Source organism: Streptomyces sp. SudanB182_2057, assembly GCF_964272715.1.
Taxonomy (GTDB): domain Bacteria; phylum Actinomycetota; class Actinomycetes; order Streptomycetales; family Streptomycetaceae; genus Streptomyces; species Streptomyces rubradiris.
The window spans coordinates 43,008-66,682 of sequence record NZ_OZ186799.1; the positions used below are offsets into that span (position 1 = coordinate 43,008).

The following is a 23,675-nucleotide window of genomic DNA, read 5'->3' on the forward strand; positions in this document are numbered from 1 at the left end:
CGGGGGGCGAAGGGCGCTCAGTAGACACCGAAGCCGCCGCACACGTTCAGCGCCTGGCCGGTGACCGATGCGGCCTTCGGTGAGGCGAGATACGACACCATCCCGGCGACCTCCTCCGGTTCGCTGTACCGGCCGATGGGGATGTCGGACGCCAGGCGGCGCAGGGCCTCCTCCTCGTCCACCTGCCAGATGCCCGCCTGGCAGGCGCGCACGTTGACCGACATCGGGGTTTCCACATAGCCGGGGCACACCGCGTTGACGGTGATCCCGGACTTCGCCAGTTCGAGTGCGAGGCACCGGGTGAAACCGACGACGCCGTGTTTGGCCGCGGCATACGGCGCTCCGCCGATCGTGCCCTGTTTGCCCCAGACCGAGGCAATGTTGATGACCCGTCCGCTCGCGCGCTCCCGCATCCTGCCTTCGTTCAGCACGGCCTTGGTCATCAGGAAAACGCCGTTGAGATTGGTGTCGATGGTGGCGTACCACAAGGCGTTGTCGATGTCCGCGGTGATTCCGCCGCCCGGCTGACCCGCGTTGTTTACCAAGATGTCCACCGGCCCGTACCGCGCGACGCAGTCGTTCACGAGCGCAGTGACCTGGTCGGGTCGGGTGACGTCGCACGCCTGCCCGCTGATCTCCAGCCCTTCGGCACGCAGTTCGGCGACCGTCTGCTTGACGGTTACGGAGTCCCGGCCGCAGATGTGGACCCTGACACCTTCCACCGCCAACGTGGCGGCGATGGCCCGGCCGATCCCGTTGCTTGCGCCGGTGACGAGGGCCGTCCGTTCAGTGCTGTCTGTCATATACACACGGTCGCAGCCACGCCTAGCAGCGAACTCGAAGGGGAGTGGAAATGAAGACGAGTGCGCCAGGAAAAATGCCATTAGGTCGCAGGAGGGGGTTCGTCAGGGAAACAGGAGAGAGACCGTGAGGCAGCTTCAAGCCGATTTCTAGGCGGCACCGGCATTTTGAGGTCCCGGAAAAATCGAGAACAGGAGACAGCACATCATGCGAGGAATAGTCATCACGGGCGGCGGCACGGGTATCGGCCGTGCGACCGCGCACGCGTTCGCCGACGCCGGCGACGCGGTCCTGATCGTCGGACGGTCGGCCGACACGCTTGCCGAGACCGCGAACGGGCACGACAGCATCCACACCCTTGTCTTGGACCTCACGGAGCCGGACGCGGCCACCACCGTCGTCGATACCGCCCTGCGCCGGCTCGGGCGGCTCGACGTGCTGGTCAACAACGCGGGGATCGCGAGCTTCGCGGGGCTCGGCTCACTCGACCCGGCGTCGGTCGAAGCACAGATCAGGACGAACCTCGTCGCACCGATCCTGATCACCCAGCAGGCGCTCGACGCGTTGGAGGAGACCGGCGGCCTCGTCATCAACGTCAGCTCGGCCGGGTCGATCGGCCTGCGGACCATCCCGGACAACTCGGTCTACTGTGCGACCAAGGCCGGCCTCGACGTGCTCACCCGCACCTGGTCCGTCGAACTGGCTCCACGCGGTGTCCGGGTCGTCGGGGTGGCGCCGGGCGTCACCGACACCGGTGTGGCACTGCGCGCGGGGGTCTCCCAGGCGCAGTACGAGGAGTTCATGGGCCGGATGCGGCAGGAGATCCCGCTCGGCCGGGTCGGCGCCCCCGAGGACATCGCCTGGTGGATCGTGACGATGGCCTCGGCCGGCGCGGGATACCTCAACGGTGCGGTGGTACCGGTGGACGGCGCGCTGTCGGTCACGTGAGCCCGCCCGCCATCCCGTCGACACCTGTAGCGCTGCGTGAAAGGAACGGCCGTGAACAGCAACATCGATGCCGTCAAGAGGATGGTGCGCGCCTACAACACCGGCGACACCAGCGATGTGGACGACTACATCCATCCCGAGTACCTGAATCCGGCGTCCCTCGAACACATGGAGGACAAGAACTGGCGTGGACCGGCCGTTTTCGCCATGGCGGTGAAGTGGCTCCGGGCGACCTTCTCGGAGGAGGTGCGCCTGGAGGAGATCCGCTACGAGGAGCGTGGCGACTGGGTACGCGCTTATCTGGCCCTGTACGGGCGCCACGTCGGCGAGTTGGTGGGCATGGAGCCGACGGGCCGCCGCTTCTCCGGTGAGCAGATCCATCTCGTGCGGCTGGTCGACGGCAAGATCCGCGATCACCGTGACTGGCCCGACTACCTCGGCACCTACCGGCAGCTCGACGAGCCATGGCCGACCGCGGAGGGATGGCGACGCTGACCGTGCGCATGGTCGCGGCCCCGGGGGTGCTGCTTCCCGGGGCCGCGAACATGTCCGTCAGCCCAGGAGTTCGGCCGCGTGGTCGCGCACCCATCGGTCGAAGGGCGTTCCCGGGTGTCCGGTGACCTCCTCGACGGTGTGCAGCGGTGCGGGCGGGGCCTCCACCGACTCAACCAGGTAGTCGAGGACCATGTCCACCACCAACTCCGGCATGAACCGGGTCATCTCCGCGCGCGCGGCCTGCGGGCTCACTTCCTCGAAGCGGATGTCCGTGGCCGTGACCGCGGCGATGCGGGCCACCTGCTCCCGCTGGTCCAGGAGTTCCGGGCCGGTCAATTCGTAGCGGGCCCCGGCGTGGCCGTCCTCCAAGAGGGCCACGCCGGCCACCGCGGCGACGTCCGCCTCGTGGATCAGTGCGCGCCGGGCCTGCGGGTACGGCGCTCGGACGACGCGTTCGGTGCGGATCGAGTGCCCCCACTTCCACAGCAGGTTGTTGGCGAACTCGTCAGGACGTACGAACGTCCACTCCACCCCGCTGCGTTCGACCGCCCGCTCCACCGCGCGGTGATGAGCCCCGCTGTGGGTGGTCTCGTCGTGCACCGAGCTGGAGGACAGCACCACGATCCGCCGTACTCCGGCGCGTACGGCCCGCTCGACGACGTCCGAGGCGGTCTCGGGCACCGGGAACAGGAACATCCGCTCGATGCCGCGCAGGGCTTCGTGGAGCCGGTCGGGACGCCTCAGGTCGCCGGCGACCACCTGTGCGCCCTCGGGGACCGGGCTCCGCCCCGGCGCCCGGGTCATGGCACGCACCTCGTGGCCCGCCGCCAGCAGTTGCTCCGTCACGTGTCTGCCGACGTGTCCCGACGCACCGGTCACCAGGAACCTCATGGCACCCGATCTCCCTTCCCACTGAGCGATGTCCTCGTCCGTGAGTATTGCGACCGCTCCTTGACGTGTTCTCAAGGAGCGGTCGCAAGACTGTGGAGCCGATCCCTCGACGAAGGAGGAAACGAGGTTGACATCGGCCGACAACAAGAAGATCTGCCTGCAGATGATCGATGCGTGGAACCGCGGGGAACTCGGCGAAGTGACCGCGCACTGGGCACCCGGCATCGTGCACCACTCCGAGGGCAGGATCGTACCCAACGAGGAAATGGTCCAGCGCATGGAATCCGGTCTCAAGGCGTTTCCCAATGTACGACTGGAGGTGGGAAGCGTGATAGCGGAGGGCGACCGGGTCAGCGTACGTATCAGCGTCACAGCCACCCACACGGGCCCGTTCATGGACATCCCTCCCACCCAGCGCGAGGTGACGTGGCACACCGCCGAGGAATTCCGGTTCGCCGGTGGAAAAGTCGTCGAGCACTGGGACGTGATCAACTACATGCCCATGCTGCGGGAACTGGACATGGTCGGCTCGGACGTCCGCGGATGGGGGGCGGCCGAACAGGAAATCCCGCGGTAGACCCGCACAGCAAGCCGGAGCACCGGAAGTCTCCCGAACGGAGGGAAGCACCATCATGGCAGTGGAGCTGAACCACACCATAGTCCTGGTGAAGGACAAGGACGCCTCGGCGACGTTCATGGCCGGTCTTCTCGGCCTCCCCGCGCCGAGGGAGATGGGCCCGTTCGCGGTCCTGCAACTCGCCAACGACGTGTCGCTCGACTTCATGGACTTCCGTGGGGAAGGGGACATCGTCCCGGGACACTGCGCGTTCCTGATCAGCGACGAGGAATTCGACCATATCTTCGGCCGGATACGCGAAAGCGGCATCGACTACTGGGCGGACCAGTACCACCGAGAGCACAAGAAGATCAACAACAGGGACGGCGGGCGCGGGGTCTACTTCGAGGACCCCAGCGGCCACAACATGGAGATCATGACCCGTCCCTACGGCAGCGGCGGCGAGTAGCCGCCGCCCCTCTCCAGCGGTGTGCGCGGGACTCGTTCACCTGGTGAGGTGCCCGGCCGTCACCTGAGGAGATCGGGTGACGGCCGCTTGATTCCCGAGCGGGCCACCTCGACGGGCCGACGGGACTCCGTCAGCCGGCCTGCTGTAATCGATCCCTGGCAAGGAATTCGGCGATGCGCCGGGAGGTTTCCCGTGCCGCGGCGCCGTCGTACCGCAAGAACTGCTGGCGCAGTCCGGACAGCCGTACGTGGGCCCGCTGGGAGGCCATCACCCCGGCCAGTGACAGCGCGTCCTCGGTGGCCTCGGCGGCTCCGTCGACCTCGCCGCGGCCCAGCCGGGCCTCGGCCAGCGAGGTCGCGTGCAGCATCTGGTTGCGCGGCTGGGAGTCGCCGAAGAGCAGGAGCCCGTCCACCAGGTAGTTCTCGGCGCGCTGGAAGCAGCCCAGTTCCAGCCAGGACCGGCCGGCGTCCGCCAGCAGCACGGGCCGGGTCACCCACGAGGCCCAGGGCTTGGCGGCCGCCTGCTCCCCGCCGGAGCCGGCCTCGGCCGCCTCGCCGACGGCGTGCTCACAGCCGGCCCGGTCGCCCAGCGCCGCGCGGGCCCGTGCCTCCCTAGTCGCCAGCAGGGACACGTGGACGCCGCGATCCTCCCGGTCCGTTCCCTTGCGTGCGATGCGGATCAGCCGCAGGCCGGCCTCCGGCTCGCCCTCCCAGACGGCCCGGTAACTCATGCCGGAGATGATGTAGGCGGCCAGCGGGCGGTCCCGGGCCGTGCGGGCGGCGGCGAGCGCAGCCAGCAGGCAGGACCTGCTCAGGCGGCACAGTCCCAGCTCGGCGGCGAGCCATCCGGCCAGCTGGGCGAGTTCGGCGATAAGCCGGTGCAGTTGCACGCCCGTAGTCTCGTCGTAGGCATGCTCGTCGGCCAGTTTTCGCGCGGACCGCAGGTCCTGCAGGGCCCAGTCCATCGCGAGCCGGGTGCTGGAGATGTCGTCCACCTTGCGCAGCTGGTGCAGGCGCGCGCCCAGCATCTGGATCGCGACGTCGGGGACATCTTGCCCATGCGGCCGTACGGGCAGTGCGGGATCGTCCTCCACCAGCCAGGCGACCGCAGCGTTGACCAGGTCGGCCATCGTCACCGGCAGGCTCAGCACAGGCGGCGGCTGCTGGTCGCTCGGTCTCTGCCCCTGGGCGGGGCCGGATGAGGCCGAGCCCGGCCACAGGGCCTCGACCGTGATGGGCTCGCCGAGCCGGTCGGCGAGGATCTCGGCGACCGTGTCGGGTAGGTGCTGACGCGGTCGTGCCCCTTTCAACCAGTTATAGGGGGCCTTTCTGCTGATGGTTCCCGTACCGCACTTCTTGTTGATCTCACGGGCGAGCCGTTCCGGCGACCACTGCAACCGGGCCAGGCAAGAGGCGAGCAGCGAAGGTGTCTCATCCGTCATCGCGAGACCTCGGCCACGGCCGCGTCCACTTCCACAAGCCGGACCAGGCCTTTCGCCTCGTACATCCTCTGGCGGTCATCGTTCCTCCTTGCGAGCGGCAATGATCTACCGGCAGTGAAGCCGTTTCCAGTCGAGTTCTCCACCAACCCATGTTCAAGAACACTGACTTGAACATTTCGGCCCGAAAACCGTCGCCGACCGGCGCCGGACGCATGGCCCGTACCGGGCGGCGAAGTGCACGCGGCCCGGCCGGGGAGGAAGTGCGGACGCTACCTGCCCAGTTCGCTGTACCTGAGCTCTGCGGCTTCCTTCCGGGGTTTCCACCACCATTCGTTTTCCCGGTACCAGTCGATGGTCGTGGCGAGCCCGGAACCCAGATGGCGATGGCGCGGTCGCCAGCCGAGAAGGTTCCGCAGCTTCGACGAGTCGTTGGCATAGCGGAGGTCGTGTCCCGGACGGTCCGGTACTTTTTCATACCGGTCCACCGGTTCCCCCATCAGTTCCAGGATCAGTTCCACCATGGCCTTGTTGGTGACTTCGCATCCCGACCCGATCAGGTACGTCTCGCCGATACGGCCCTTCTCCAGAATGAGGTGGACGGCGTCGTTGTGGTCCTCGACATGTGTCCACTCACGGGCGTTGCGGCCCGTTCCGTAGAGCCGGGGCGGTCGTCCCTGGAGAATGTGGGTGACCTGCCGCGGAACGAACTTCTCCGGATGCTGGTAGGGCCCGTAGTTGTTGGCACAGTTTGACAGCGTCGCGGCCACTTCGAATGATCGCACCCACGCCCGTACGAGCATGTCGGAGCTCGCCTTGGTCGCCGAGTAGGGACTCGACGGGTTGTAGGCGCTCGCCTCGGTGAACCTGTCGTCCGCATCGAGCTCCAGATCGCCGAAGACCTCGTCGGTGGAGATGTGGTGGAGCCGCCGTCCGTGCCGGCGTACGGCCTCCAGCACCACGTAGGTCCCGATGATGTTGCTGCGGACGAACGGGCCCGGATCGCGCAGCGAGTTGTCCACGTGTGACTCGGCGGCGAAGTGGATGACCACGTCGGCGTCGGCCACCAGGCGGTCGACGAGTTCCGTGTCGCAGACGTTCCCCTCCACGAAGCGGATGTCGTGGGCGACCTCTTTCAGGTTGTCGCGGTCGCCGGCGTAGGTCAGCGCGTCAAGGACGCAGACCTCGAAGTCGGATCGCCTGGTCACCGTGTGATGCACGAAGTTCGCGCCGATGAAGCCCGCACCGCCTGTCACCAGCATGCGGGTCATGCCGACTCCGCGACCGCATGCGGCGCAGGGCCGGTGCCGCGCTCGATGACCACCTCGTAGACGTGCGGCTCGCTGTGCGCGAGTGCGCGCAGGCTGCGCGCGTGCTCGTCGAACGCGGGACCGTGGACGGCGGCGCGCAGGTCTGCCGCCGTCTCCCACTCGGCCACGTTGACGTAGGAGCGGGGGTCATCGGTGGACCGCACCAAGCGGTGGCGCAGGAACCCCGGCCGCTCCGCCAGGTGGGCCGCGGTGTCGGCGAAGGCGCGCTCGAACGCACGCGGATCGCCGGTGACGGTGAACCGGTTGATGAAAACGATCAACGAACTCTCCTTCGTGTTCCTGCCGTCAGGTCGTGGGGACGACAGGTCGAGGTGATGTCCTCGCCCACTGACGTGGCGTCCTTGTCATCGCGGTGCAGCGGGCTGGCGAGGATCTCGGCCAGGTGTCCGGTCGTGGCGGGCCATCCGGCCGCCGGGCATGTCGGCTGCCTCAGATCCCGGGCCGGCCAGGCCCGCCCTGCCGTGGACGGGCTCACCACAGAGCCGGCAGCGCAGCCACGCGGCGGCCGCGGGAGCGATCCGTTCCTCCGGTGCGGTCGGCGCTCTCGTCGTCGCCTTCTCCGGTCGGTTCACCGGGCCACCTCCATTCCGACCAGCGCACGCCAGGTGCGTTCGAGGCCGACGGCGAGCGGCGTGCGCGCCTGCCAGCCGAGGAACCTGCGCGCCCGCTCCACGTCAAGGAGATTGGCGGGCTGGTCGAAGCCCCGGGCAGGACACAGCCGGACGGTCAGTTCGCGATCGGTCACCTTCCGGATAACGCCGAGCAGCCGACCGAGCGAGGTCGCCTCGCCGGAGCCGATGTTGATCACGTCGAACGGCAACTCCGCCGCCTCAGGCCCGATCGCGGCCAGTGCGGCGACCGCGTCGTCGACGTAGAGGTAGTCGCGGGTGGTGTCCGGGTCGCCGTACAGGTCCAGGGGGCGGCCCTGCACCACGGCGTCCAGCCAGTGCGCCACGACGCCGTACCCACGGCGCAGCCGGTGGCCCGGGCCGTAGACATTGGTCATCCGCAGCACCATCCCCGGTACCCGCGGCGAGCGGGCTCGCAGTTCCCGCTCCAGGGCGAGCTTGGCCCTGGCGTACGCGGAGCGCGGCCGGGCCGGGGCGCTCTCGGTGCACGGCCGCCCGTCCGCGGACTCGCTGACCGTGAGGCCCGTGCTCGTCAGCACCACCAGCGGCGGGTCCTCGAGCAGAGCCAGCGCGTCCAGCAGGGCCACGAACGCTTCGTGGTCGGCGGCCACCAGTTCGGGGCGGGTCTCGGCCAGGGACGGGGTCACGCTCGTCGCAAGGTGGTACACGATCCCGGCCCCGCGTAGTGCCGGGGCGGGCGCCCCATCGGGCCGGACGAGCGGTGGTGTGTCCCGGGTGGCGCCGACGACCTCCGCCCCGAGGGCCCGCATCCGCTCGCAGAGCACCCGCCCCATGAGGCCACCGGCCCCGACCACCACGGCATGCCGGGGTGCGGCTGCGGCCTGGCGCGCTCCCTTGCGCGGGCCGCTCATCGGCCCCACACCACGCTGCTGTCGTCGCCGAGGACCACTTCGGCTCCCGAGGTGCCCGCACGTACGCTGGCCGCGCGGCCGAGGACAGAGCCCGACAGCCCGCTCACGCCGTGCACGGTGGCGTCCTCAAGCAGGATCGAGTCGGCTATCTCCGCCCCGGTGACCCGGCATCCTGGGCCGACTGCGGTGTGCGGGCCGAGTTTGCTGTCCCGCACCACCGCTCCGGCCGCCACAAGGACCGGTCCGACGAGCTCGGACCCGCTGACGGTGGCGTTCTCCGCCACCACGACCGGCCCGCGGATCGTGGATTTCCCGTCCACGTGGCCGGTGATGTCGGTGGTCAGGCGTTCCAGCAGCACACGATTGCAGGCCAGTAGGTCGGAAAGGCGCCCGGCATCCTTCCAGTAGCCCGGGCACTCGTGTCCAACGACGCGATGGCCGTCGTCCACAAGCCACTGGATCGCTTCGGTGATCTCCAGTTCGCCCCGACCGCTGGGCCGGATCGCCCGCACCGCGCGGTGGATCGCCGGTGAGAAGACGTACGCACCGACGACGGCGAGGTCCCCCACATAGGTCTCGGGCTTCTCCACCAGGCGCTGAACGCGTCCGGTGTCGTCGACCACGGCCACGCCGTACTCCGACGGGTCGTCCACCTTGCCGAGCAGCAGCATCGCGTCGGCAGGGTTGGTGCGGAACTCCGTGACGAGCTGGCCGACGCCTTCCAGCACGATGTTGTCGCCCAGGCACATCAGGAAGTCGTCGGACCCCAGGAATTCCCGGGCGATGAGCACGCAGTGCGCCAGTCCGTCCGGCCGCTCCTGCTCGATGTAGGTGATCCGGAGCCCGATGTCGTGACCGTCGCCGAGGATTTTCCGAAACTGGTCGCCGCGCTCTCCCACGACGATTCCGACCTCGGTGATACCGGTTGCCCGAATGGTCTCGAGAACGTAGCGGACGATGGGTTCACCGGCCACCGGTATCAGTTGTTTCGCTGTTGTATGACTCAATGGGCGCAGCCGGATGCCCATTCCTCCGGCGAGAACCAGTGCCTTCACAGCCATGCCCCTTGTCGCCTGTCGGATTGCGTGATGCACGATTTCGCTTTCACACGTTCAGGATCAGCGCGGCGACTTGAATTTGTCTCGGACACCAGTCGAAGGAATGACATGAACAGCGGTGCGGAACACGGGTCGAAGCAGAACACCGCATAAAGAAGCAGGACACCGCATAAACAGGTCGGTGCGCCCGGCACCCCCCGGTGACTTCGGGCGTGCCGGGCGCGGGCACGGCGCCGCTTCGGGTCCTCGGTCGAAGGAGCGGCGGCCGTGGAAGGAGCCGCGGTCCTCGGTGAGGGTGTCCCCGGTGACGAGGGCGGCGGCGCGGGTCCTGCTCGGAGTCAGCCCCGACGGCCCTCGACCAGCTGTTCCAGGATCGCGGCGACCGCGTCGAGGCCGGGTGCGGCAGCATTCTCCGCACCGAGCGCCCGGGCCCTCTCGGTAAAGCCGGGCTCGCTGCGGACCCTGCGCAGGGCGTCGGCGACCGCGGAGGCGCTGATCTCCTCGCGGCCCAGGGCGAGGGCCGCCCCCGCCTCGGCCAGCCGATCCGCGGTGGCGTACTGGTCGCCCATGTGCGGCAACGCCACTTGGGGCAGTCCGAATGACAGCGCGGTCAGCGCGGTTCCGATGCCGCCGTGGTGGACGACCGCGGCGCAGTGGGTGAAGACAAGGTTCAGTGGCAGCCAGGCCGCCGCACGCACCTTGGGAGGAAGCGGGCCGAGTTCGCCGGCGAGGTGGTCTGCGACGGCGATCACGACCTCCGCGTCGTCCCCGGCGAGTTCCTCGCCCAGCTCCTTGAGCAGCTTCACCCCGTGGATCTGCGGCACCACGCTGCCGAGCGTCACGCAAATCCGGGGGCGGCCGGAGTCCTCCAGCAGCCAGTGCGGCGTGGCGCCGCTTCCGTTGTACGGGACGAAGCGCATTCGCTGTCCCGGCCGGGCCTTCGGCACCTGCAGGCTCTCCGGGCAGATGTCGACCGTCAGTTCGGCCTTCGCCGGCGCGGGCAGGCCGAGCCGGTCCAGCGTGGGCGCGAGTTGCTCGGCGGCGATCTCCTCCGCCTCCGGCGGCACCTCGAGCCCCCAGCTGTGCCGGACCAGCGGGACACCGCGCGCCGCCGCGACGACTGCGCCGGAGTGCTCGGTAGGCTCGGCGACGACGATGTCGGGCGCCCAGTGCTCGGCGGTCGCGGCCACGCCCGCGACCGTCTGCTCCGCCAGCCGGCCGAAGCCACGTCCGATGTGCTCCACGGATGCGTCCCCGGCGCCCTTGCGCTGGGACGGGTGAGGTCCGCTGCCCGGGGCCATCGTCGCCCGCAGGTCGATGACCGGGGCCGAGGCCGCCGCCGGGAGACCGGCCCGGCCGGCCTCGGTAACGAACTGCTCGGGGGTGGCCACCAGAACGTGGTGCCCCCGGGCGCGCAGCGCCCAGGCGAACGGGACGAGCGGGAAGAAGTGCCCCGCACTCGGGGCGGTCGTGACCAGGATGCGCATGCGACTCTCCACGTGTCGTCGGGTGGTGCCGATCGGCCTCGGCAGGGGGTGCCCGGGCGCCCCGGGCTACTCAAGCGGCGTCGGGGAGGGCGCGGTTGACCATGTCCAGCAGGCTCTGCGGCGTCGTGGCCTGCAGGACCACCTCGTCCTCGAAGCGGATGCCGTAGTCGCGTTCCAGACGGGCGGCGGTCTCCAACAGCGCGAGGGAGTCGTAGCCGAGCAGGCCGAACTCGATGTCGCGGACGTCCGTGCCCGGTTCGGCCCCCTCGGGCTCACCCGCGCACTCGGTCATGATCGTCCACAGTTGTTCCAGGGTCAGTTCGCTCATCGGTTTCTCACCTTGCCGTTCGCTGGTGTCGGGGTGGGTTCCGCGGTGCGGGCGGCGGTGTCCAGGGCCCGGACGACCATCGCCGCGTTGAAGCCGCCGTGCCCGCGGGCCAGGACGACCGCGACGCCCAGCGGCGCGCGCCGCGGCTCGACGACGAGGTCGAGCGCGTATCCGGGGGCGGGCCGTGAGACATGTACGGTCGGCGCGATCACGCCGTCCCGCAGGGACAGCAGGGCTGTGGCCACGTCGAGGGCGGCACCACCGGAGTAGAGCCGGCCGGTCATCGTCTTGGGCGCGGTGACAGGCACCCCGCCCGGTCCGAAGACACCGGCGATCGCCTCGGCCTCCGCCCGGTCCAGGTCGGGCAGTCCAGCGGCGTCGGCGAAGACGACGTCGACGTCGGCCGGGTCGAGCCGGGCATCGGCGAGCGCGATCTCGATCGCGTCCCGCAGTCGCGGCGGGCGGCCGCTGCCCGGCCGTGGGTCGAACGTCGCACCGTAGCCCGCGATCTCGCCGTATGGCGTGGTGGAGCCGCGCCGTGCCGCCGCGGCCGCGTCCTCCAGCACCAGGATCGCCCCGCCCTCCCCCGGCACGTAGCCGTGGGCCGCTGCGCTGAACGGGAGGTACGCCGCCTCGGGGTCGTCGTCCGTGCACAGTCGGCCGGTGCTCAGCTGCGCCACCCAGCCCCAGGGGCACAGGCTCCCGTCCACTCCACCCGAGACGACCAGTGCGGTGCCGTCGCGCACCAGCCGGCGCGCCTGCGCGACGGCGTCGAGCCCGCCGGCCTGTTCGGCGACCACAACCCTGCTCGGGCCGCGCATACCGTGCCGAATGGAGATCTGGCCGGTGTTGACGGCGTAGAACCAGGCGAAGGACTGATAGGAGCTGACGTGCCGGCTGCCCTTGCTCCACAGCTTCTGCAGCTCGCGCTGTCCGAACTCGAAGCCCCCCGAGGCGCTCGCCGTCACGACGCCCATCGAGTACTGCGGCAGTCGGTCCGTTCGGACCTGTGCATCGTCCAGTGCCCAGTCGGCCGCCACGAGCGCCATCCTGGTCATGTGGTCGGTCTGCGGCAGCAGTCGGCTCGGCAAGTGGCGGGCCGGGTCGAAGCCGGGGACCTCGCCGGCGAGCCGGGCCGGGTACCCCGTGGCATCGAACCGTTCGAGCGGGCCGATTCCGCTGCGGCCGCGCAGCGTGGCCTCCCAGTAGGCGCGTGTTCCCAGGCCGTTGGGCGCGGCGATGCCGAGCCCGGTGACCACGACCGGTGCGTTCATCGGGCCGCCGCTTCGGGCCGGGTGAGCACCATCGCGCTCTGGAAACCGCCGAACCCGCTCCCGACAGTCAGCACCGTGTCGGTCCTCTGCTCACGCGCGGTCTTGGGCACGTAGTCCAGGTCGCAGTCCGGATCGGGCTCTTCCAGATTGGCCGTCGGCGGGATGACGTCGTGCTCGATCGCCAGCGCGCAGGCCGCGATCTCGAGCGATCCGATCGCGCCCAGCGAATGGCCGATCATCGACTTGATCGAGCTGACCGGCACTTGGAAGGCATGCGCCCCGAGGCTGAGCTTCACCGCGGCCGTCTCGTGCCGGTCGTTCTGCTTGGTGCCCGAGCCGTGCGCGTTGACGTAGTCGATGTCGTCGGGGCGCAGCCGCGCCTGTCCCAGCGCGGCCGTGATCGCCGCGGCCATCTCCCGGCCGTCCGGCCGCAACCCGGTCATGTGGAAGGCATTCGACCGCGAGGCGAACCCCCGGATCGTGGCATAGATGTGCGCCTGGCGGCGCAGCGCGGCGTCGAGCGGTTCCAGGACGAAGAACGCGCTCCCCTCCCCCAGCACGAAGCCGTCGCGGCTCCGGTCGAACGGCCGGGAGGCGTGCTCCGGATCGTCGTTGCGTTGCGTGGTGGCCTTGATGGCGTCGAAGCAGGCGACGGTGATCGGTGAGATCGGCGCGTCGGTGGCGCCGGCCACGGCCACCCGTGCGGTCCCCTCCTGCAGCAGCCCGCAGGCGTGTCCCACCGCGTCCAGCCCGGAGGTGCATCCCGTGGAGACGACCGACACGGGCCCCTCCGCCTCGACCGCCCAGGCGACCTCGGCCGCCAGAGAGCTAGGGACGAAGTGGCCGTACAGGTGCGGGACGGCGTACGTGTGGTCGACCAGCCACTGCCTGCCGCCGTCGCTCACGGTGGCGTACTCCGTCTCGAGGCCCATGGTGCAGCCGACGGCGCTGCCCACGGTGACGGCGAGGTGTGGCGGTTCCACCTCACCGGCGCCGAGCCCGCTGTCGGCGAGGGCCTCCCGGGCGGCCGCGACACCCAGCTGCGCGGCCCGGTCCATCCTCCTGATCTCCTTGGGCGTGAACCCCTCGGCGAGCGGATCGAAATCACACTCGGCCGCGACCTGGGACCGAAACGGCGACGGGTCGAAAAAAGATATCGACCGCGTCGCGGTACGACCGGACGTCAGGAGTTCCCAGAACGCCTTGGCGCCAATTCCCCCAGGCGCCCGGACTCCGATTCCGGTTATCGCCACACAGTAATCCATCGAAATCCTCTCGAGCCGACCGGTGTGACCCATTGGAAAAGCCGGACGGCGACACACTCATCGCTCCGCCGTTCGTCATGCTGATCATTGGAACCGAGCATGCACAGCCGCTGCTCGAAACGGGCTCGAAGGGACCTCGACCGGTCCGCGGCATCCCGCAGGACCTGCGTCGACCAGGGAAAACTGCAGCGTGCGTGCGGTCAGCACTGCCGCTGACCCGAACTGGAGGCCCTCCTGACGAAGTTGACCATCCTGACCGAGTGATTGCTTCAAAATCCACGCGACCGGAGCATAGGAATGAATGGCGATCAGTAGGCACACCTCACTCATGCCAAAACAGACATCCTGCGCGAGCAGGAACCAGGGGTGATCGGCCACACAAACTTGACACCACAGGAACGCATCGGAAGAACGCACTTTCTGCATCAGGTGACGGGGAGTGAGCTTGAAGATACGGATTCTCGGACCCCTAGCGATCGCACCCATAGGCACCGTGAGCGCGCGGCTTGCGCCCAAGCCACGGAAGATCCTGGCTCTGCTGCTGCTCAACGCGAACAGGATCGTGTCCACCGCCTCACTCATGACCGAGCTGTGGGGAGAGACCCCGCCCAAGAGCGCGACCACCACGCTGCAGACGTACGTCCTGCACCTGCGCAAGGCACTCGGTGCCCTCTGGGACGTCGAGCTGCCCGACATCGCGAAGAACGTGCTGACCACGCACACCAACGGCTACATGCTCAGCGTCCCGCCCGGGACGGTCGACCTGCACGTGTACGACGAGTTGGTGGCCGCAGGGCGCCGTGCCATGGATGAAGGGGAGATCGAAGGCGGGGCGGCCTGCTTCGCCGAGGCCCTCGCTCTGTGGAGCGGTCCGCCGCTGGCCGACGTGCCCATCGGCCGGCTGCTGGAAGCGGAGGTGATGCGCCTGGAGGAGGATCGGCTGGGCATCCTCGAAGACCGGATCGCCGTCGACCTGCGGCTCGGACGGCACCATCAGCTGCTGGGCGAGCTCACCTCGCTGAGCGTGCAGCAGCCCTTCCACGAGGGACTGCACGAGAAGTTCATGCTGGCGCTCTACCGGTCCGGCCGTCGGCACCAGGCGCTGGACGTCTACCAGCGGCTGCGTACGTCACTGGTGAACGAGTTGGGCATCGACCCCTCGCCCCAGCTGCAGCGACTGCACCAATCCGTACTCGCCTCGGACCCGAGGCTCGACAACGCGGCCTGACCGCCGCCCAGCGGCGGCCCCGGCGGTGCCGGGCCGACCACCCGCACCTCCGGAGCCGCCCCGAACGAACCTCCCGGACCGCCGACCGCGATCACCTCGGCGCCGGCGAGGCGAACACCCATTTCCGGTAGCTGAAGAACCGGGCCAGCGAGGCCACGGCAACCCCGGTGACCAGCGACACGGTGCAGGCGACGGAGTCGTCCCCGGCGCAGTACGTCGACGGCGAAGCCGATGGCCAGGAGCTGGATCAGCAGGCCCACGCCGTTCAGGACGAAGAAGACGCCGTACGCGTGGATCGGGTTCCGCCGTTCCCGGTGCCGGAAGGTCCACCAGCGGTTGCCGCGGAACGAGACGGTCGTCGCCGGCACCGTGGCGATCGCGTACGCGGCGGGCGGCCGCACCGGCAGGCCGAGTTGGAGGACATTCGAGCCGGCGACGGCCACCGCGGAGCTGAGGATCCCCATCAGGCCGAAGCGGGTGAGTTCACCGGCCAGGAGCGGCCGCCGCCGACCCGGCGGCGGCCCTCCCGCAGGGGCACGGTCAGGAGGCGATGTCATCGCGCGCGACGGTGCGGTGCCGCACGCGCAGACCGTCGTCGTCCACGAGAACGTCGTCGCAGGTGGTCGACATGCGCAGGATCGGCGAACCGCCGACCTCCGTCTCGATGATCAGCGCGTAACTGGCGACGCGCACCGAGCCGTCCTCCGCCGGCTCCACCGCGGACATGCCGATCCAGTGCCGCCGGGTCCGGCCTGCGGCTCGCAGCTCGGCGGACGTCCGGCGCGCGGCGGCGGCGATGGCGGCACGCCCGCAGGTGGGCCCGCTCTGTGCGTTGGCCGAGAAGACTGCGTCCTCGGTGAACGTGTCCGCCCACGCCTCGGCCTCCCCCGCATCGAGAAGCCTCATCTGCGTGGCGTAGAACTGCTCCACTCGGGCACGCAGTTCGGCACTGCGTCCCGCCAGCACGGTCTCGGTCATCCGGCCCTCTCCTCCACTGCTGCTGTGTGACGTTCCTTTCCTCAAGCTCCCCTTCGCGCCTAGAACACGCCTCGACGGCGGGTGGAAGAGCTCCTCCGTCTCCTTTCGACCTTTTTTCGAGGTGCCGTTGGAACAGTGCGTCGGAGCCGAGAAGTCGACCCGCCCGCGGGCAGAGGAGGATGGCAGATGGCCGGGAACGCCCCGCGCACCGCTCTGGTCACCGGCGCGACCAGTGGAATCGGTCTCGCCGTCGCGCGCGCACTGGCGGTGAGCGGGAAACGCGTCTTCATCTGCGCACGGCACGCCGACGACGTCGCCCGGACGGTGAAGGAACTGCGCAACCTGGGTGCCGAGGCCGACGGAGCCGAAGCCGACGTCCGCAGCCGTGAGCACATCGAGGCCCTGGTCCGGGCGGCCGTGAACCGGTTCGGCGGCATCGACGTGCTGGTGAACAACGCGGGCCGCAGCGGCGGCGGGGTCACCGCCCAGATCACCGACGAGCTGTGGTCCGACGTGATCGACACCAACCTGACCAGCGTGTTCCGGATGACCCGCGAGGTGCTGGTCAACGCCGGGATGCTGGACCGGGGCTGGGGCCGGGTCATCAACATCGCCTCGACCGGCGGAAAGCAGGGCGTGGTGCTGGGCGCCCCGTTCTCGGCCTCCAAACATGGCGTCGTGGGATTCACCAAGGCGCTGGGCCTGGAACTCGCCAAGTCCGGGGTGACCGTGAACGCGGTGTGCCCCGGATATGTCGAGACCCCGATGGCCGAGCGCGTGCGGCAGGGATACGCGGCCGCCTGGCACACCACCGAGGCGGAGGTGCTCGAGCGCTTCCAGACCAGTATTCCGCTGGGCCGGTACACGACCCCGGACGAAGTCGCCGGTCTCGTCGGATACCTGGTCACCGATGCCGCCGCCCCCATCACCGGGCAGGCGGTCAACGTGTGCGGCGGACTCGGCAACTACTGACCGAAGGGGAACGACCACTGTTCCGGAAGGAAACCACACGATGACGGCACCGACCATCCGTTCCAGCGAGCATTCGATCACCGTCGCGGCCCCGGCCCGGGACGTCTACGGCATCGTGGCCTCAGCCGGTGACTGGCCGCACCACTTCACGCCGACCCTCCACGTCGAAACGCTGGAGACCAGCGGCGATGAGGAACGCATCCGGATCTGGGCCACCGCCAACGGGGAGGTGAAGTGCTGGACGTCCCGCCGTGTCCTCGACGCCGACGCGCTGCGCGTACGCTTCCGCCAGGAGGTCTCGGCTCCCCCGGTGGCCTTCATGAGCGGCGAGTGGCGCATAACGCCGCTGGACGAGGCCAGGACCCGGGTGACCCTCCTGCACGAGTACGGTGCCGTCGACGACGAGCCGCAGGCGCTGGAGTGGATCGACAAGGCCGTCGACAGCAACAGCGAGGAGGAGCTGGCCAGGCTCCGGACCGCCGCAGAGCTGGCCGGCCGTCTCGACGAGCTGCTGCTCTCCTTCGAGGACTCGGTAGGCATCGCGGCACCGCCGGACGCCGTCTACGACTTCCTCCATCGCGCGGCGGAGTGGCCACGGCGCATCCCTCACGTGGACCGGCTGGAGCTGACCGAACACGCGGGCGTGCAGCACATGGACATGGACACCCGCACCGCCGACGGCTCGGTCCACACGACCTCATCGGTGCGGATCTGCCTGCCACCCGACCGGATCGTCTACAAGCAGTTGGTCACCCCGGCGCTGATGGCGGCACACACCGGTGCCTGGCAGCTCACGGCCGGCCCGGAGGGCACGCTTGCCACGTCCCGCCACACGGTCCTGCTCGACCCGGACCGGGTGTCCGACGTCCTCGGGCCGGACGCCACCGTCCGCAATGCGCGGGCCTTCGTCCGCCAGGCGCTTGGCCGCAACAGCACGGTGACGCTAGAACACGCCAAGGCGCATGCGGAGGCCCTCCAGCGCGGCAAAGAGGCCGGCGAGGAGGAATCGTGCCTCTGATCGACATCTCATCCCCGGTGGACGCCAGCCCCACCTTGACCACCCGCATCGGCGCCCCGACACATGACGGGGCGAGGGGGGCGTACGGGCGGCCGAAGACCATCGACCAGGATCCACTGGAGTGGTTCTACCACCCGGGCGTGGTGCTGGACCTGACCGCCGCGGGCGTGGGCAGCGTGGACGCCGGCTTCATCGCCGGTGAACTGAAGCGCGTGGGGTACGAGTTGCGGCCGTACGACATCGCGCCGCTGCGCACCGGTGCCGAAAAGTGGAGCGGGCCCCAGTGCCACTTCACTGATTTCACGGGGCTGGACGGGTCGGCCGTGCACCATCTACTCGATCGCGGCGTCAGGATCACCGGCACGGACACCTTCAGCCTCGACGCGCCGTTCGCTCACATCAGGAAGCGCTACGCCGAGACCCGCGACCGGAGCCTGCTATGGCCGGCCTTCACGGTCGTCTGCTCCCCGGTGTGTGTGGCCGGCGCGGAGGCGGGCACGGCACGCGCCGTGGCGGTCCTCGATTGATGCCGCCCCAGCAACGGACGAAGGCGGAGGAGAGAAACGGCATGCGGACCGACGCCGACACGCAGCAGACGGACGACATCCTGGGCCTCTACCGCGCCCTGGCCCTGGGCGACTACGTCCTGGGACGAACCGCCCTGTACACCGCCGTCCGCGCCACCGGGCTCTCGGCGGACGACATTGTGCGCCTGGTGCGTGCGCGCGCCGACGTCCCGGACCACGAGACATCCGACGGCCCCGACGGCGCGGTGCCGCTGCTGTCGGTGGTCGTACCGGTCTTCAACAACGCCACCACACTGCCCGAGCTGCAGCTTCGCCTGCGCCGGGCGCTCGCCCCGATCGGTACCTTCGAGGTCGTGTACGTCGACGACGGCAGCGCTGACGGCTCGGTCGACGTCATCCGCGCCCTGCACCGCGAGGACCGGACCGTCCGGCTGCTCAGGCTGTCCCGGAACTTCGGCCAGCAGGCGGCGCTGAGCGCCGGGCTCGACCTGGCCCGTGGCTCGGCGGTCGTCATGCTGGACGCCGACCTGCAGGACCCCCCGGAGCTGATCGGCGATCTCGTGGAGCGTTGGCGGGCCGGGCACGACGTGGTCTGCATGGTGCGCAGGAACCGTAAGGAGGGGCCCCTGAAACGCCTGGCGTACGGCCTGTTCTACCGTGTCTTCCGCTATCTCGCGGACATCGAGGTGCCGCTGGCCAGCGGTGACTTCTCGCTCTTGGACCGCAAGGTCGTGGACGTGCTGCGCGGCATGCCGGAGCGCAGCAGGTTCCTGCGCGGTCTGCGCAGTTGGTCGGGGTTCCGGCAGACGAGCATCGAGTACGACCGGCCCCTGCGGCCGTCCGGTGAATCGCAGTACACGCTGCGCCGGCTGACGAAGCTCGCCGCGGACGGCCTGCTGGGGTTCTCCAGCGTCCCGCTGCGGCTCGTGTCGTCCCTGGGCATCGCCACGGCCGCCGCCGGAGCGGTGACCCTGGTTCTGGTGCTGCTGGCCCGGCTGAGCACGCTGCCGCTGCCGGTCGGCTGGGCTTCCCTCATCTCCGTGGTCCTCCTGGCCGGCGGCGCCCAGCTGACCACGATCGGCATGGTCGGCGCGTACATTGCGCGGATCTACACCGAGGTCAAGAAGCGTCCGCTGTACGTCGTCATGGAACGGCTGGGGTGACGGCTGTGGACACCCCCATGTATCACGCGTTCGCCGAGGTGGAGAGCCGGCACTGGTGGTTCCAGGGGCGGCGGCGAATCGTCGCGGCCCTGCTGCGCGACTACCTCGCGGACCTGCCGGGCGCGGCGACCGGGCGCCTGAACGTCCTGGACGTCGGGTCCGGGACAGGTGAGATGACCGAGATGCTGGGCGGGTTCGGGAACGTCACGGCGCTGGACAGTTCCGAGCACGCCATCGCCTACCTGCGGCAACGGCTGCCGACCGGAGTCCTGGCACGTCGCGGCAACATCCCCGAGGATCTCCCGCGCGACGAGAGCTTCGACCTGGTCACCGCGTTCGACGTGGTCGAGCACCTCGCCGACGACGTGACGGCGCTGCGGGCGTTCCGCCAGGTGCTGCCCACGGGCGGCCGGATGGTGCTCACCGTCCCGGCCCACCAGGTGCTGTGGAGCCATCACGACGTCTACGCCGGACACTTCAGGCGCTACAGCCGTGCCCGGCTGCGCGACCTGGTGCACCGGTCCGGCGGCTTCCAGGTCGACCGCATCGCCTACTTCAACTCGCTGCTGTTCCTGCCGGCGCTCGCGGCCAGGGCGGCGGGCCGGTGGCGCCGACGCGTGGCGCCGCCCGCGGCCGAACGAATAGATCCGCACCTGGCACTGCCCTCGCCGCTGGTGAACCGGGTCCTGCTCGGTGTCTTCTCCTCCGAGGCGCGCATGCTCCTCCGCGTCGATCCGCCGTTCGGAGTGTCGCTCATCGCGCTGTGCCGCGCTTGCTGAGCGGCTCCGGTCCACCAAGCCCCTGCCGTCCCCGTTCGAATCGAGTCATGACATGACAACACACGCAGACGAAGCGGTGCAGGCGTCGTGGTCCCTGGCGGGATGGTGGACCCGGCACCGGACGTCCGTCCTCGTGGTCGCCACGATCACCGTCGTCGCGCTGGCCGCGCGATCGCCCTTCCTGGACCACCGGTCCGAGGACTACGTGGACTTCTACCGTCGCTGGTACCTGTTCATCCAGGACAACGGCGGCTACGGGGCGCTGCGCCACCAGTTCTCGAACTACAACGTGCCGTACCTGTATCTGCTCGCGACGACCGTCTGGTTGCACATACCACCGCTCGCCGCGGTGAAGACGATCGCGATCGGCTTCGACGTCCTGCTCGGCTGGTACGTGTACCGGATCACCAGCCTGCGGTACCCCACGGGGTGGCAGCCACCGGCCGCGGCCCTCGTGGTCGTGCTCCTTCCGACGGTCGTGGTGAACAGCTCCATGTGGGGGCAGTGCGACTCCGGTTACGCCGCGCTCGCGGCCGGCGGCCTGTATCACCTCATGCGGCGCAGGTCCTGGACGGCGTGCGCGCTCTTCGGTGCGTCGCTGGCCTTCAAGCTCCAGACCGTCTTCCTGTTCCCGGTCCTGTTGCTGGTGGTGCTGCGACGGTGGCTTCCCTGGCGGTGTCTGCTCGCCGTGCCCGGCGTCTATCTGCTGCTCGACGTCCCGGCGTTGCTGATCGGTGCCCGGCCGCGGGAGGTGCTCACGGTCTATCTCGACCAGGCTTCGATGCTGCACGGGAAGTTCATCGTGACCGCGCCCAATGCCTTCCAGTATCTCGGCTCGTCGACTCCGCATGCGGTGCAGACGCTGGGCATCGTGCTCACGGGAGTGCTGGTGCTCGGCCTGGTCGGTGCCGCGGTGCTGCACCGCTCGGAACTGACGGAACTTCAAGTGGTGCTGGCGGCCGCGGCCTCGGCGCTGCTGGTTCCGTTCCTGCTGCCGAACATGCACGAGCGCTACTTCTACCTCGCCGACGTGCTGACGGTGGTCGCCGCGTTCTGGCTGCCCCGCAAGCTCTGGCTCCCTCCGGTCCTGATCCAGTTCGCATCTCTGTTCGCCTACATCCCGTTCCTGCTGCTGCCGTACCGGCTCCGTGACCTCACTGGCAATCCGCGCGTCGCGAACAGTTCCGGCTTCACGGTGCCGCCGCCGGACGCCGGCTGGCTGGCATCAGCGCTGCACTCCGGACCCAGTCCGCAGGCCGTACTGCGGAAACTCTTCGAGCCAGTGATCAGCTATCAGGTGCTCGCCACGGCCGTGCTGGTCGCCCTGACGGTGACGATCGTGGTGGCCGCCCGGGAGTTCCGTTCGCGACAGGAACCGGAACACGTCGACGCCGGCACCGGCAGGGCCCAGCGCCGAGACGGTGTTTAGCTCGCCTTCGGCCCCCCTGGCTCCTGGCACAACCCCGTCAGCTGGAGCAACAGCGGCTACTTCGCGCTGTAGCTCCGCCCCGGGACAGGCGCACGGCGGACAACCAAACCGCCTGCCCCGGGTCTATCCACCCCGTACGAGACGAGACGGATGGCCCAAGTATGTCGTCCTTCCGACGCGTTCAGGGACGGATTGGCCAGCGCACCCTCTTACTGGCAACCGCGGCCGTGCCGTTGACCGGCTGGGCAGTCCACGCGGTCGCGCTGCACAAGCAGATCGCCGCCACCCGCTTCCGGCTCACCCGTGGGCAGGCCGGCACACCGCCGTCGGCCGCCTCGGTGGTGACGAGTTCGCCGTCGTCCTGGAACTGCCCGCCGCACGCCTGGACCAGCGTCTCGCACAGCTGGTCCGCATGCCGCACTCTCCCGTCGTCCACGAGGGCGGGCACACCGTCGAGGTGATCGCCTCGGTCGGCGCCGCGACCCCGCGCGCGGTCGGCTCCCGCGACCTGAGCCTGCGCTGTACGACGGCGCAAAACTACGTGCTGAACGGACCGGCTCCAGGGCAACGCGCGCCTCCACCTCGGCCAACAGCTCGAACAGATCGACAGCGCCGACCTTGCCGGCAGGGCACTTGGGCGTTCCACCCGGTTGCGCTGGACAAGGTTCCTGACTGGCCGAAGGAGACAACGCCCCTGCCCGTCGCCGCCTACGGCTGGTCCCCGGGCGACCTCGACGCCACTGACGAGCGCAGAGGCTGGTGGCCTCAGGGCATCACGACCTACTACGACGCGACCGGCCGGAACGGCACGCGCATGATGGTCTCCTGGTACAACAAATCCAAGGGCCCACGCGTCGCCCTCATCGACCGCCGTGCTACGGACCCCCGGTACCACTACATCAAGCTGGCGACAGCCAAGCGGGAAGGCAACGGGTACGTCCCGGAAGTAATCCAGGGCCTGCACGCGGGCGGCCTGGCCTGGTATCGAAACCGGCTGTACGTCACGGACAGCGAGCAGAACGCTCTGCTGGTGTTCAACACCGACGACATCGTACGGACCGGTGACAGGCAAGCCCCGTGGGCGCTGCTCCTGAGCCGCACCTACAAATCGGACGCACAGAAGGCCGACCTCAGATTCTCCCAGGTTTCGGTGGACCGCACGTCGCTCGCGTCCCCGTTCCGCAGGGCCACCCTCATCGTGAACGGGTGGGAGACGGAAGGCCAGTCACAAAACGTCGGGCGGTGGAGCTTTGCCTATGGCCCCAGTGGCTCCCTGATCACTCAGGGTGCAACCGCCACAGCAGCCGACGTCTACACGATCCACCGAGGGAACGGCATCCCCGAGCGTCGCGGAGTCCAAGGGGCGGTCACCGTCCGCAATACCATGTACCTCTCTGTCAGTAGAGGCAACCAACCCGGCTATCTGAGTACCGCGCGGCTTGGTGCGAACCAGGAGGGGACAGCCGAGGTGCGGTGGCAGGTCCCCCGCGGACCGCCGTGTCCGGCTCGGCATCGCAGCGGTGGCAGTGCTGGGTACGGGCAGCGGCGTGCACGATGGTGCGGGCCTGCCGTCGAAGACGACCGCGTGGCCATAGTGAGACGTTTCACCGCTGCCCCCATCCACCGCGTCGCCGGGCCGCAGTGCACAGCTATTACGGCGTAATAGTTCGCGGCATGGTGGCGGCGTGGTGACGTGTCGCCAGGACGGGATAACTAACGTGTCGATGCGATGAAGGATC

The 23,675-nt window shown here is 69.3% G+C and carries 27 protein-coding genes; 12 read left to right on the forward strand and 15 right to left on the reverse strand.

Features of this window, described 5'->3' with window-relative positions; translation table 11 throughout:
• Positions 1–17: 17 nt before the first annotated feature.
• The gene (gene fabG, locus ACSURM_RS38440; RefSeq protein ID WP_436961321.1) at positions 18–803 is read right to left on the reverse strand and encodes a 3-oxoacyl-ACP reductase FabG; all 786 of its coding nucleotides are present in this window, start codon (positions 801–803) and stop codon (positions 18–20) included.
• A 205-nt stretch (positions 804–1,008) separates the two neighbouring features.
• On the opposite strand from fabG, the gene ACSURM_RS38445 reads away from it, so the two are divergent.
• Both ACSURM_RS38445 and ACSURM_RS38450 read left to right on the forward strand, forming a co-directional pair.
• Positions 1,009–1,749, forward strand: a complete 741-nt coding sequence (locus ACSURM_RS38445; protein ID WP_436961322.1) for an SDR family NAD(P)-dependent oxidoreductase — start codon at positions 1,009–1,011, stop codon at positions 1,747–1,749.
• A gap of 51 nt (positions 1,750–1,800) precedes the next feature.
• On the forward strand, positions 1,801–2,244 hold the full coding sequence (locus ACSURM_RS38450; protein ID WP_436961323.1) for a SnoaL/DnrD family polyketide biosynthesis methyl ester cyclase: 444 nt from the start codon (positions 1,801–1,803) through the stop codon (positions 2,242–2,244).
• Positions 2,245–2,301: 57 nt separating this feature from the next.
• On the opposite strand, the gene ACSURM_RS38455 is transcribed toward ACSURM_RS38450, so the two are convergent.
• Positions 2,302–3,135 carry an NAD(P)H-binding protein gene (locus tag ACSURM_RS38455; protein ID WP_436961324.1) on the reverse strand — a complete coding sequence of 278 codons (834 nt, stop codon included), beginning with the start codon at positions 3,133–3,135 and terminating at the stop codon, positions 2,302–2,304.
• A 127-nt stretch (positions 3,136–3,262) separates the two neighbouring features.
• Here ACSURM_RS38455 and ACSURM_RS38460 point away from each other — a divergent pair, with 127 nt between their 5' ends.
• Together ACSURM_RS38460 and ACSURM_RS38465 are read left to right on the forward strand one after the other, a co-directional pair.
• Entirely contained in the window at positions 3,263–3,712 is a 450-nt protein-coding gene (locus ACSURM_RS38460) for an ester cyclase (RefSeq protein ID WP_436961325.1), read from the forward strand.
• A 55-nt stretch (positions 3,713–3,767) separates the two neighbouring features.
• Positions 3,768–4,160: a VOC family protein gene (locus tag ACSURM_RS38465; protein WP_436961326.1), complete on the forward strand. Its 393-nt coding sequence runs from the start codon at positions 3,768–3,770 to the stop codon at positions 4,158–4,160.
• Between the two features lie 130 nt (positions 4,161–4,290).
• Here the strand turns inward: ACSURM_RS38465 and ACSURM_RS38470 are convergent, their stop codons facing one another.
• From ACSURM_RS38470 to ACSURM_RS38515, 10 genes are all read right to left on the reverse strand, one after another.
• Entirely contained in the window at positions 4,291–5,601 is a 1,311-nt protein-coding gene (locus ACSURM_RS38470) for a hypothetical protein (RefSeq protein ID WP_436961327.1), read from the reverse strand.
• 269 nt (positions 5,602–5,870) lie between these two features.
• Positions 5,871–6,860, reverse strand: a complete 990-nt coding sequence (rfbB, locus tag ACSURM_RS38475; protein ID WP_436961400.1) for a dTDP-glucose 4,6-dehydratase — start codon at positions 6,858–6,860, stop codon at positions 5,871–5,873.
• A 5-nt stretch (positions 6,861–6,865) separates the two neighbouring features.
• Positions 6,866–7,189 (reverse strand): antibiotic biosynthesis monooxygenase family protein, encoded by a 324-nt coding sequence (locus ACSURM_RS38480; RefSeq protein ID WP_436961328.1) that lies wholly within the window; start codon positions 7,187–7,189, stop codon positions 6,866–6,868.
• 308 nt (positions 7,190–7,497) lie between these two features.
• Positions 7,498–8,430 (reverse strand): NAD-dependent epimerase/dehydratase family protein, encoded by a 933-nt coding sequence (locus ACSURM_RS38485; protein WP_436961329.1) that lies wholly within the window; start codon positions 8,428–8,430, stop codon positions 7,498–7,500.
• Positions 8,427–9,485 (reverse strand): glucose-1-phosphate thymidylyltransferase, encoded by a 1,059-nt coding sequence (locus ACSURM_RS38490; RefSeq protein WP_436961330.1) that lies wholly within the window; start codon positions 9,483–9,485, stop codon positions 8,427–8,429. The genes ACSURM_RS38485 and ACSURM_RS38490 overlap by 4 nt, the downstream gene beginning before the upstream one ends.
• A gap of 341 nt (positions 9,486–9,826) precedes the next feature.
• Positions 9,827–10,975, reverse strand: coding sequence for a glycosyltransferase (locus ACSURM_RS38495; RefSeq protein WP_436961331.1), 1,149 nt, complete (start codon positions 10,973–10,975; stop codon positions 9,827–9,829).
• A gap of 70 nt (positions 10,976–11,045) precedes the next feature.
• Complete coding sequence (locus ACSURM_RS38500) at positions 11,046–11,303, reverse strand: acyl carrier protein (RefSeq protein ID WP_436961332.1); 258 nt, start codon at positions 11,301–11,303, stop codon at positions 11,046–11,048.
• Positions 11,300–12,577 (reverse strand): ketosynthase chain-length factor, encoded by a 1,278-nt coding sequence (locus tag ACSURM_RS38505; protein WP_436961333.1) that lies wholly within the window; start codon positions 12,575–12,577, stop codon positions 11,300–11,302. The genes ACSURM_RS38500 and ACSURM_RS38505 overlap by 4 nt, the downstream gene beginning before the upstream one ends.
• Positions 12,574–13,842 (reverse strand): beta-ketoacyl-[acyl-carrier-protein] synthase family protein, encoded by a 1,269-nt coding sequence (locus tag ACSURM_RS38510; RefSeq protein ID WP_436961334.1) that lies wholly within the window; start codon positions 13,840–13,842, stop codon positions 12,574–12,576. Before ACSURM_RS38510 ends, ACSURM_RS38505 begins: the two co-directional genes overlap by 4 nt.
• Positions 13,843–13,926: 84 nt before the next feature.
• Entirely contained in the window at positions 13,927–14,412 is a 486-nt protein-coding gene (locus ACSURM_RS38515; protein WP_436961405.1) for a hypothetical protein, read from the reverse strand.
• Here ACSURM_RS38515 and ACSURM_RS38520 point away from each other — a divergent pair.
• A complete protein-coding gene (locus tag ACSURM_RS38520; protein WP_436961335.1) occupies positions 14,336–15,070 on the forward strand; it encodes an AfsR/SARP family transcriptional regulator in 735 nt (244 codons plus the stop codon). The two genes, ACSURM_RS38515 and ACSURM_RS38520, sit on opposite strands and share 77 nt — an antisense overlap.
• Here ACSURM_RS38520 and ACSURM_RS38525 read toward each other — a convergent pair.
• Together ACSURM_RS38525 and ACSURM_RS38530 are read right to left on the reverse strand one after the other, a co-directional pair.
• Positions 14,953–15,627, reverse strand: a complete 675-nt coding sequence (locus ACSURM_RS38525) for a GtrA family protein (protein ID WP_436961336.1) — start codon at positions 15,625–15,627, stop codon at positions 14,953–14,955. The genes ACSURM_RS38520 and ACSURM_RS38525 overlap by 118 nt on opposite strands.
• Positions 15,611–16,048: a nuclear transport factor 2 family protein gene (locus ACSURM_RS38530; protein ID WP_436961337.1), complete on the reverse strand. Its 438-nt coding sequence runs from the start codon at positions 16,046–16,048 to the stop codon at positions 15,611–15,613. The genes ACSURM_RS38525 and ACSURM_RS38530 overlap by 17 nt, the downstream gene beginning before the upstream one ends.
• A 186-nt stretch (positions 16,049–16,234) precedes the next feature.
• Between ACSURM_RS38530 and ACSURM_RS38535 the strand changes: the two genes are divergently transcribed.
• From ACSURM_RS38535 to ACSURM_RS38560, 6 genes are read left to right on the forward strand one after another with little or no spacing between them, the layout of a single operon-like run.
• Positions 16,235–17,020 (forward strand): SDR family NAD(P)-dependent oxidoreductase, encoded by a 786-nt coding sequence (locus ACSURM_RS38535; RefSeq protein WP_436961338.1) that lies wholly within the window; start codon positions 16,235–16,237, stop codon positions 17,018–17,020.
• 40 nt (positions 17,021–17,060) lie between these two features.
• Entirely contained in the window at positions 17,061–18,038 is a 978-nt protein-coding gene (locus tag ACSURM_RS38540; protein WP_436961339.1) for an aromatase/cyclase, read from the forward strand.
• A complete protein-coding gene (locus ACSURM_RS38545; RefSeq protein ID WP_436961340.1) occupies positions 18,029–18,565 on the forward strand; it encodes a cyclase family protein in 537 nt (178 codons plus the stop codon). Before ACSURM_RS38540 ends, ACSURM_RS38545 begins: the two co-directional genes overlap by 10 nt.
• A 41-nt stretch (positions 18,566–18,606) precedes the next feature.
• Positions 18,607–19,728 (forward strand): glycosyltransferase family 2 protein, encoded by a 1,122-nt coding sequence (locus ACSURM_RS38550; protein WP_436961341.1) that lies wholly within the window; start codon positions 18,607–18,609, stop codon positions 19,726–19,728.
• 5 nt (positions 19,729–19,733) lie between these two features.
• Entirely contained in the window at positions 19,734–20,507 is a 774-nt protein-coding gene (locus ACSURM_RS38555; protein ID WP_436961342.1) for a class I SAM-dependent methyltransferase, read from the forward strand.
• Between the two features lie 52 nt (positions 20,508–20,559).
• The gene (locus ACSURM_RS38560) at positions 20,560–21,936 is read left to right on the forward strand and encodes a hypothetical protein (protein WP_436961343.1); all 1,377 of its coding nucleotides are present in this window, start codon (positions 20,560–20,562) and stop codon (positions 21,934–21,936) included.
• Between the two features lie 181 nt (positions 21,937–22,117).
• Here the strand turns inward: ACSURM_RS38560 and ACSURM_RS38565 are convergent, their stop codons facing one another.
• Positions 22,118–22,372, reverse strand: a complete 255-nt coding sequence (locus ACSURM_RS38565) for a hypothetical protein (RefSeq protein WP_436961344.1) — start codon at positions 22,370–22,372, stop codon at positions 22,118–22,120.
• 21 nt (positions 22,373–22,393) lie between these two features.
• On the opposite strand from ACSURM_RS38565, the gene ACSURM_RS38570 reads away from it, so the two are divergent.
• On the forward strand, positions 22,394–23,599 hold the full coding sequence (locus ACSURM_RS38570) for a hypothetical protein (RefSeq protein WP_436961345.1): 1,206 nt from the start codon (positions 22,394–22,396) through the stop codon (positions 23,597–23,599).
• Positions 23,600–23,675 lie beyond the last annotated feature (76 nt).

What these genes read in the sequence shown, in the direction of transcription:
- fabG (WP_436961321.1), bottom strand. Translation starts at nt 803, where the DNA reads ATGACAGACAGCACTGAACGGACGGCCCTCGTCACCGGCGCAAGCAAC.
- ACSURM_RS38445 (WP_436961322.1), top strand. Translation starts at nt 1,009, where the DNA reads ATGCGAGGAATAGTCATCACGGGCGGCGGCACGGGTATCGGCCGTGCG.
- ACSURM_RS38455 (WP_436961324.1), bottom strand. Translation starts at nt 3,135, where the DNA reads ATGAGGTTCCTGGTGACCGGTGCGTCGGGACACGTCGGCAGACACGTG.
- ACSURM_RS38465 (WP_436961326.1), top strand. Translation starts at nt 3,768, where the DNA reads ATGGCAGTGGAGCTGAACCACACCATAGTCCTGGTGAAGGACAAGGAC.
- ACSURM_RS38470 (WP_436961327.1), bottom strand. Translation starts at nt 5,601, where the DNA reads ATGACGGATGAGACACCTTCGCTGCTCGCCTCTTGCCTGGCCCGGTTG.
- rfbB (WP_436961400.1), bottom strand. Translation starts at nt 6,860, where the DNA reads ATGCTGGTGACAGGCGGTGCGGGCTTCATCGGCGCGAACTTCGTGCAT.
- ACSURM_RS38485 (WP_436961329.1), bottom strand. Translation starts at nt 8,430, where the DNA reads ATGAGCGGCCCGCGCAAGGGAGCGCGCCAGGCCGCAGCCGCACCCCGG.
- ACSURM_RS38495 (WP_436961331.1), bottom strand. Translation starts at nt 10,975, where the DNA reads ATGCGCATCCTGGTCACGACCGCCCCGAGTGCGGGGCACTTCTTCCCG.
- ACSURM_RS38500 (WP_436961332.1), bottom strand. Translation starts at nt 11,303, where the DNA reads ATGAGCGAACTGACCCTGGAACAACTGTGGACGATCATGACCGAGTGC.
- ACSURM_RS38505 (WP_436961333.1), bottom strand. Translation starts at nt 12,577, where the DNA reads ATGAACGCACCGGTCGTGGTCACCGGGCTCGGCATCGCCGCGCCCAAC.
- ACSURM_RS38510 (WP_436961334.1), bottom strand. Translation starts at nt 13,842, where the DNA reads ATGGATTACTGTGTGGCGATAACCGGAATCGGAGTCCGGGCGCCTGGG.
- ACSURM_RS38525 (WP_436961336.1), bottom strand. Translation starts at nt 15,627, where the DNA reads ATGACATCGCCTCCTGACCGTGCCCCTGCGGGAGGGCCGCCGCCGGGT.
- ACSURM_RS38530 (WP_436961337.1), bottom strand. Translation starts at nt 16,048, where the DNA reads ATGACCGAGACCGTGCTGGCGGGACGCAGTGCCGAACTGCGTGCCCGA.
- ACSURM_RS38535 (WP_436961338.1), top strand. Translation starts at nt 16,235, where the DNA reads ATGGCCGGGAACGCCCCGCGCACCGCTCTGGTCACCGGCGCGACCAGT.
- ACSURM_RS38540 (WP_436961339.1), top strand. Translation starts at nt 17,061, where the DNA reads ATGACGGCACCGACCATCCGTTCCAGCGAGCATTCGATCACCGTCGCG.
- ACSURM_RS38550 (WP_436961341.1), top strand. Translation starts at nt 18,607, where the DNA reads ATGCGGACCGACGCCGACACGCAGCAGACGGACGACATCCTGGGCCTC.
- ACSURM_RS38560 (WP_436961343.1), top strand. Translation starts at nt 20,560, where the DNA reads ATGACAACACACGCAGACGAAGCGGTGCAGGCGTCGTGGTCCCTGGCG.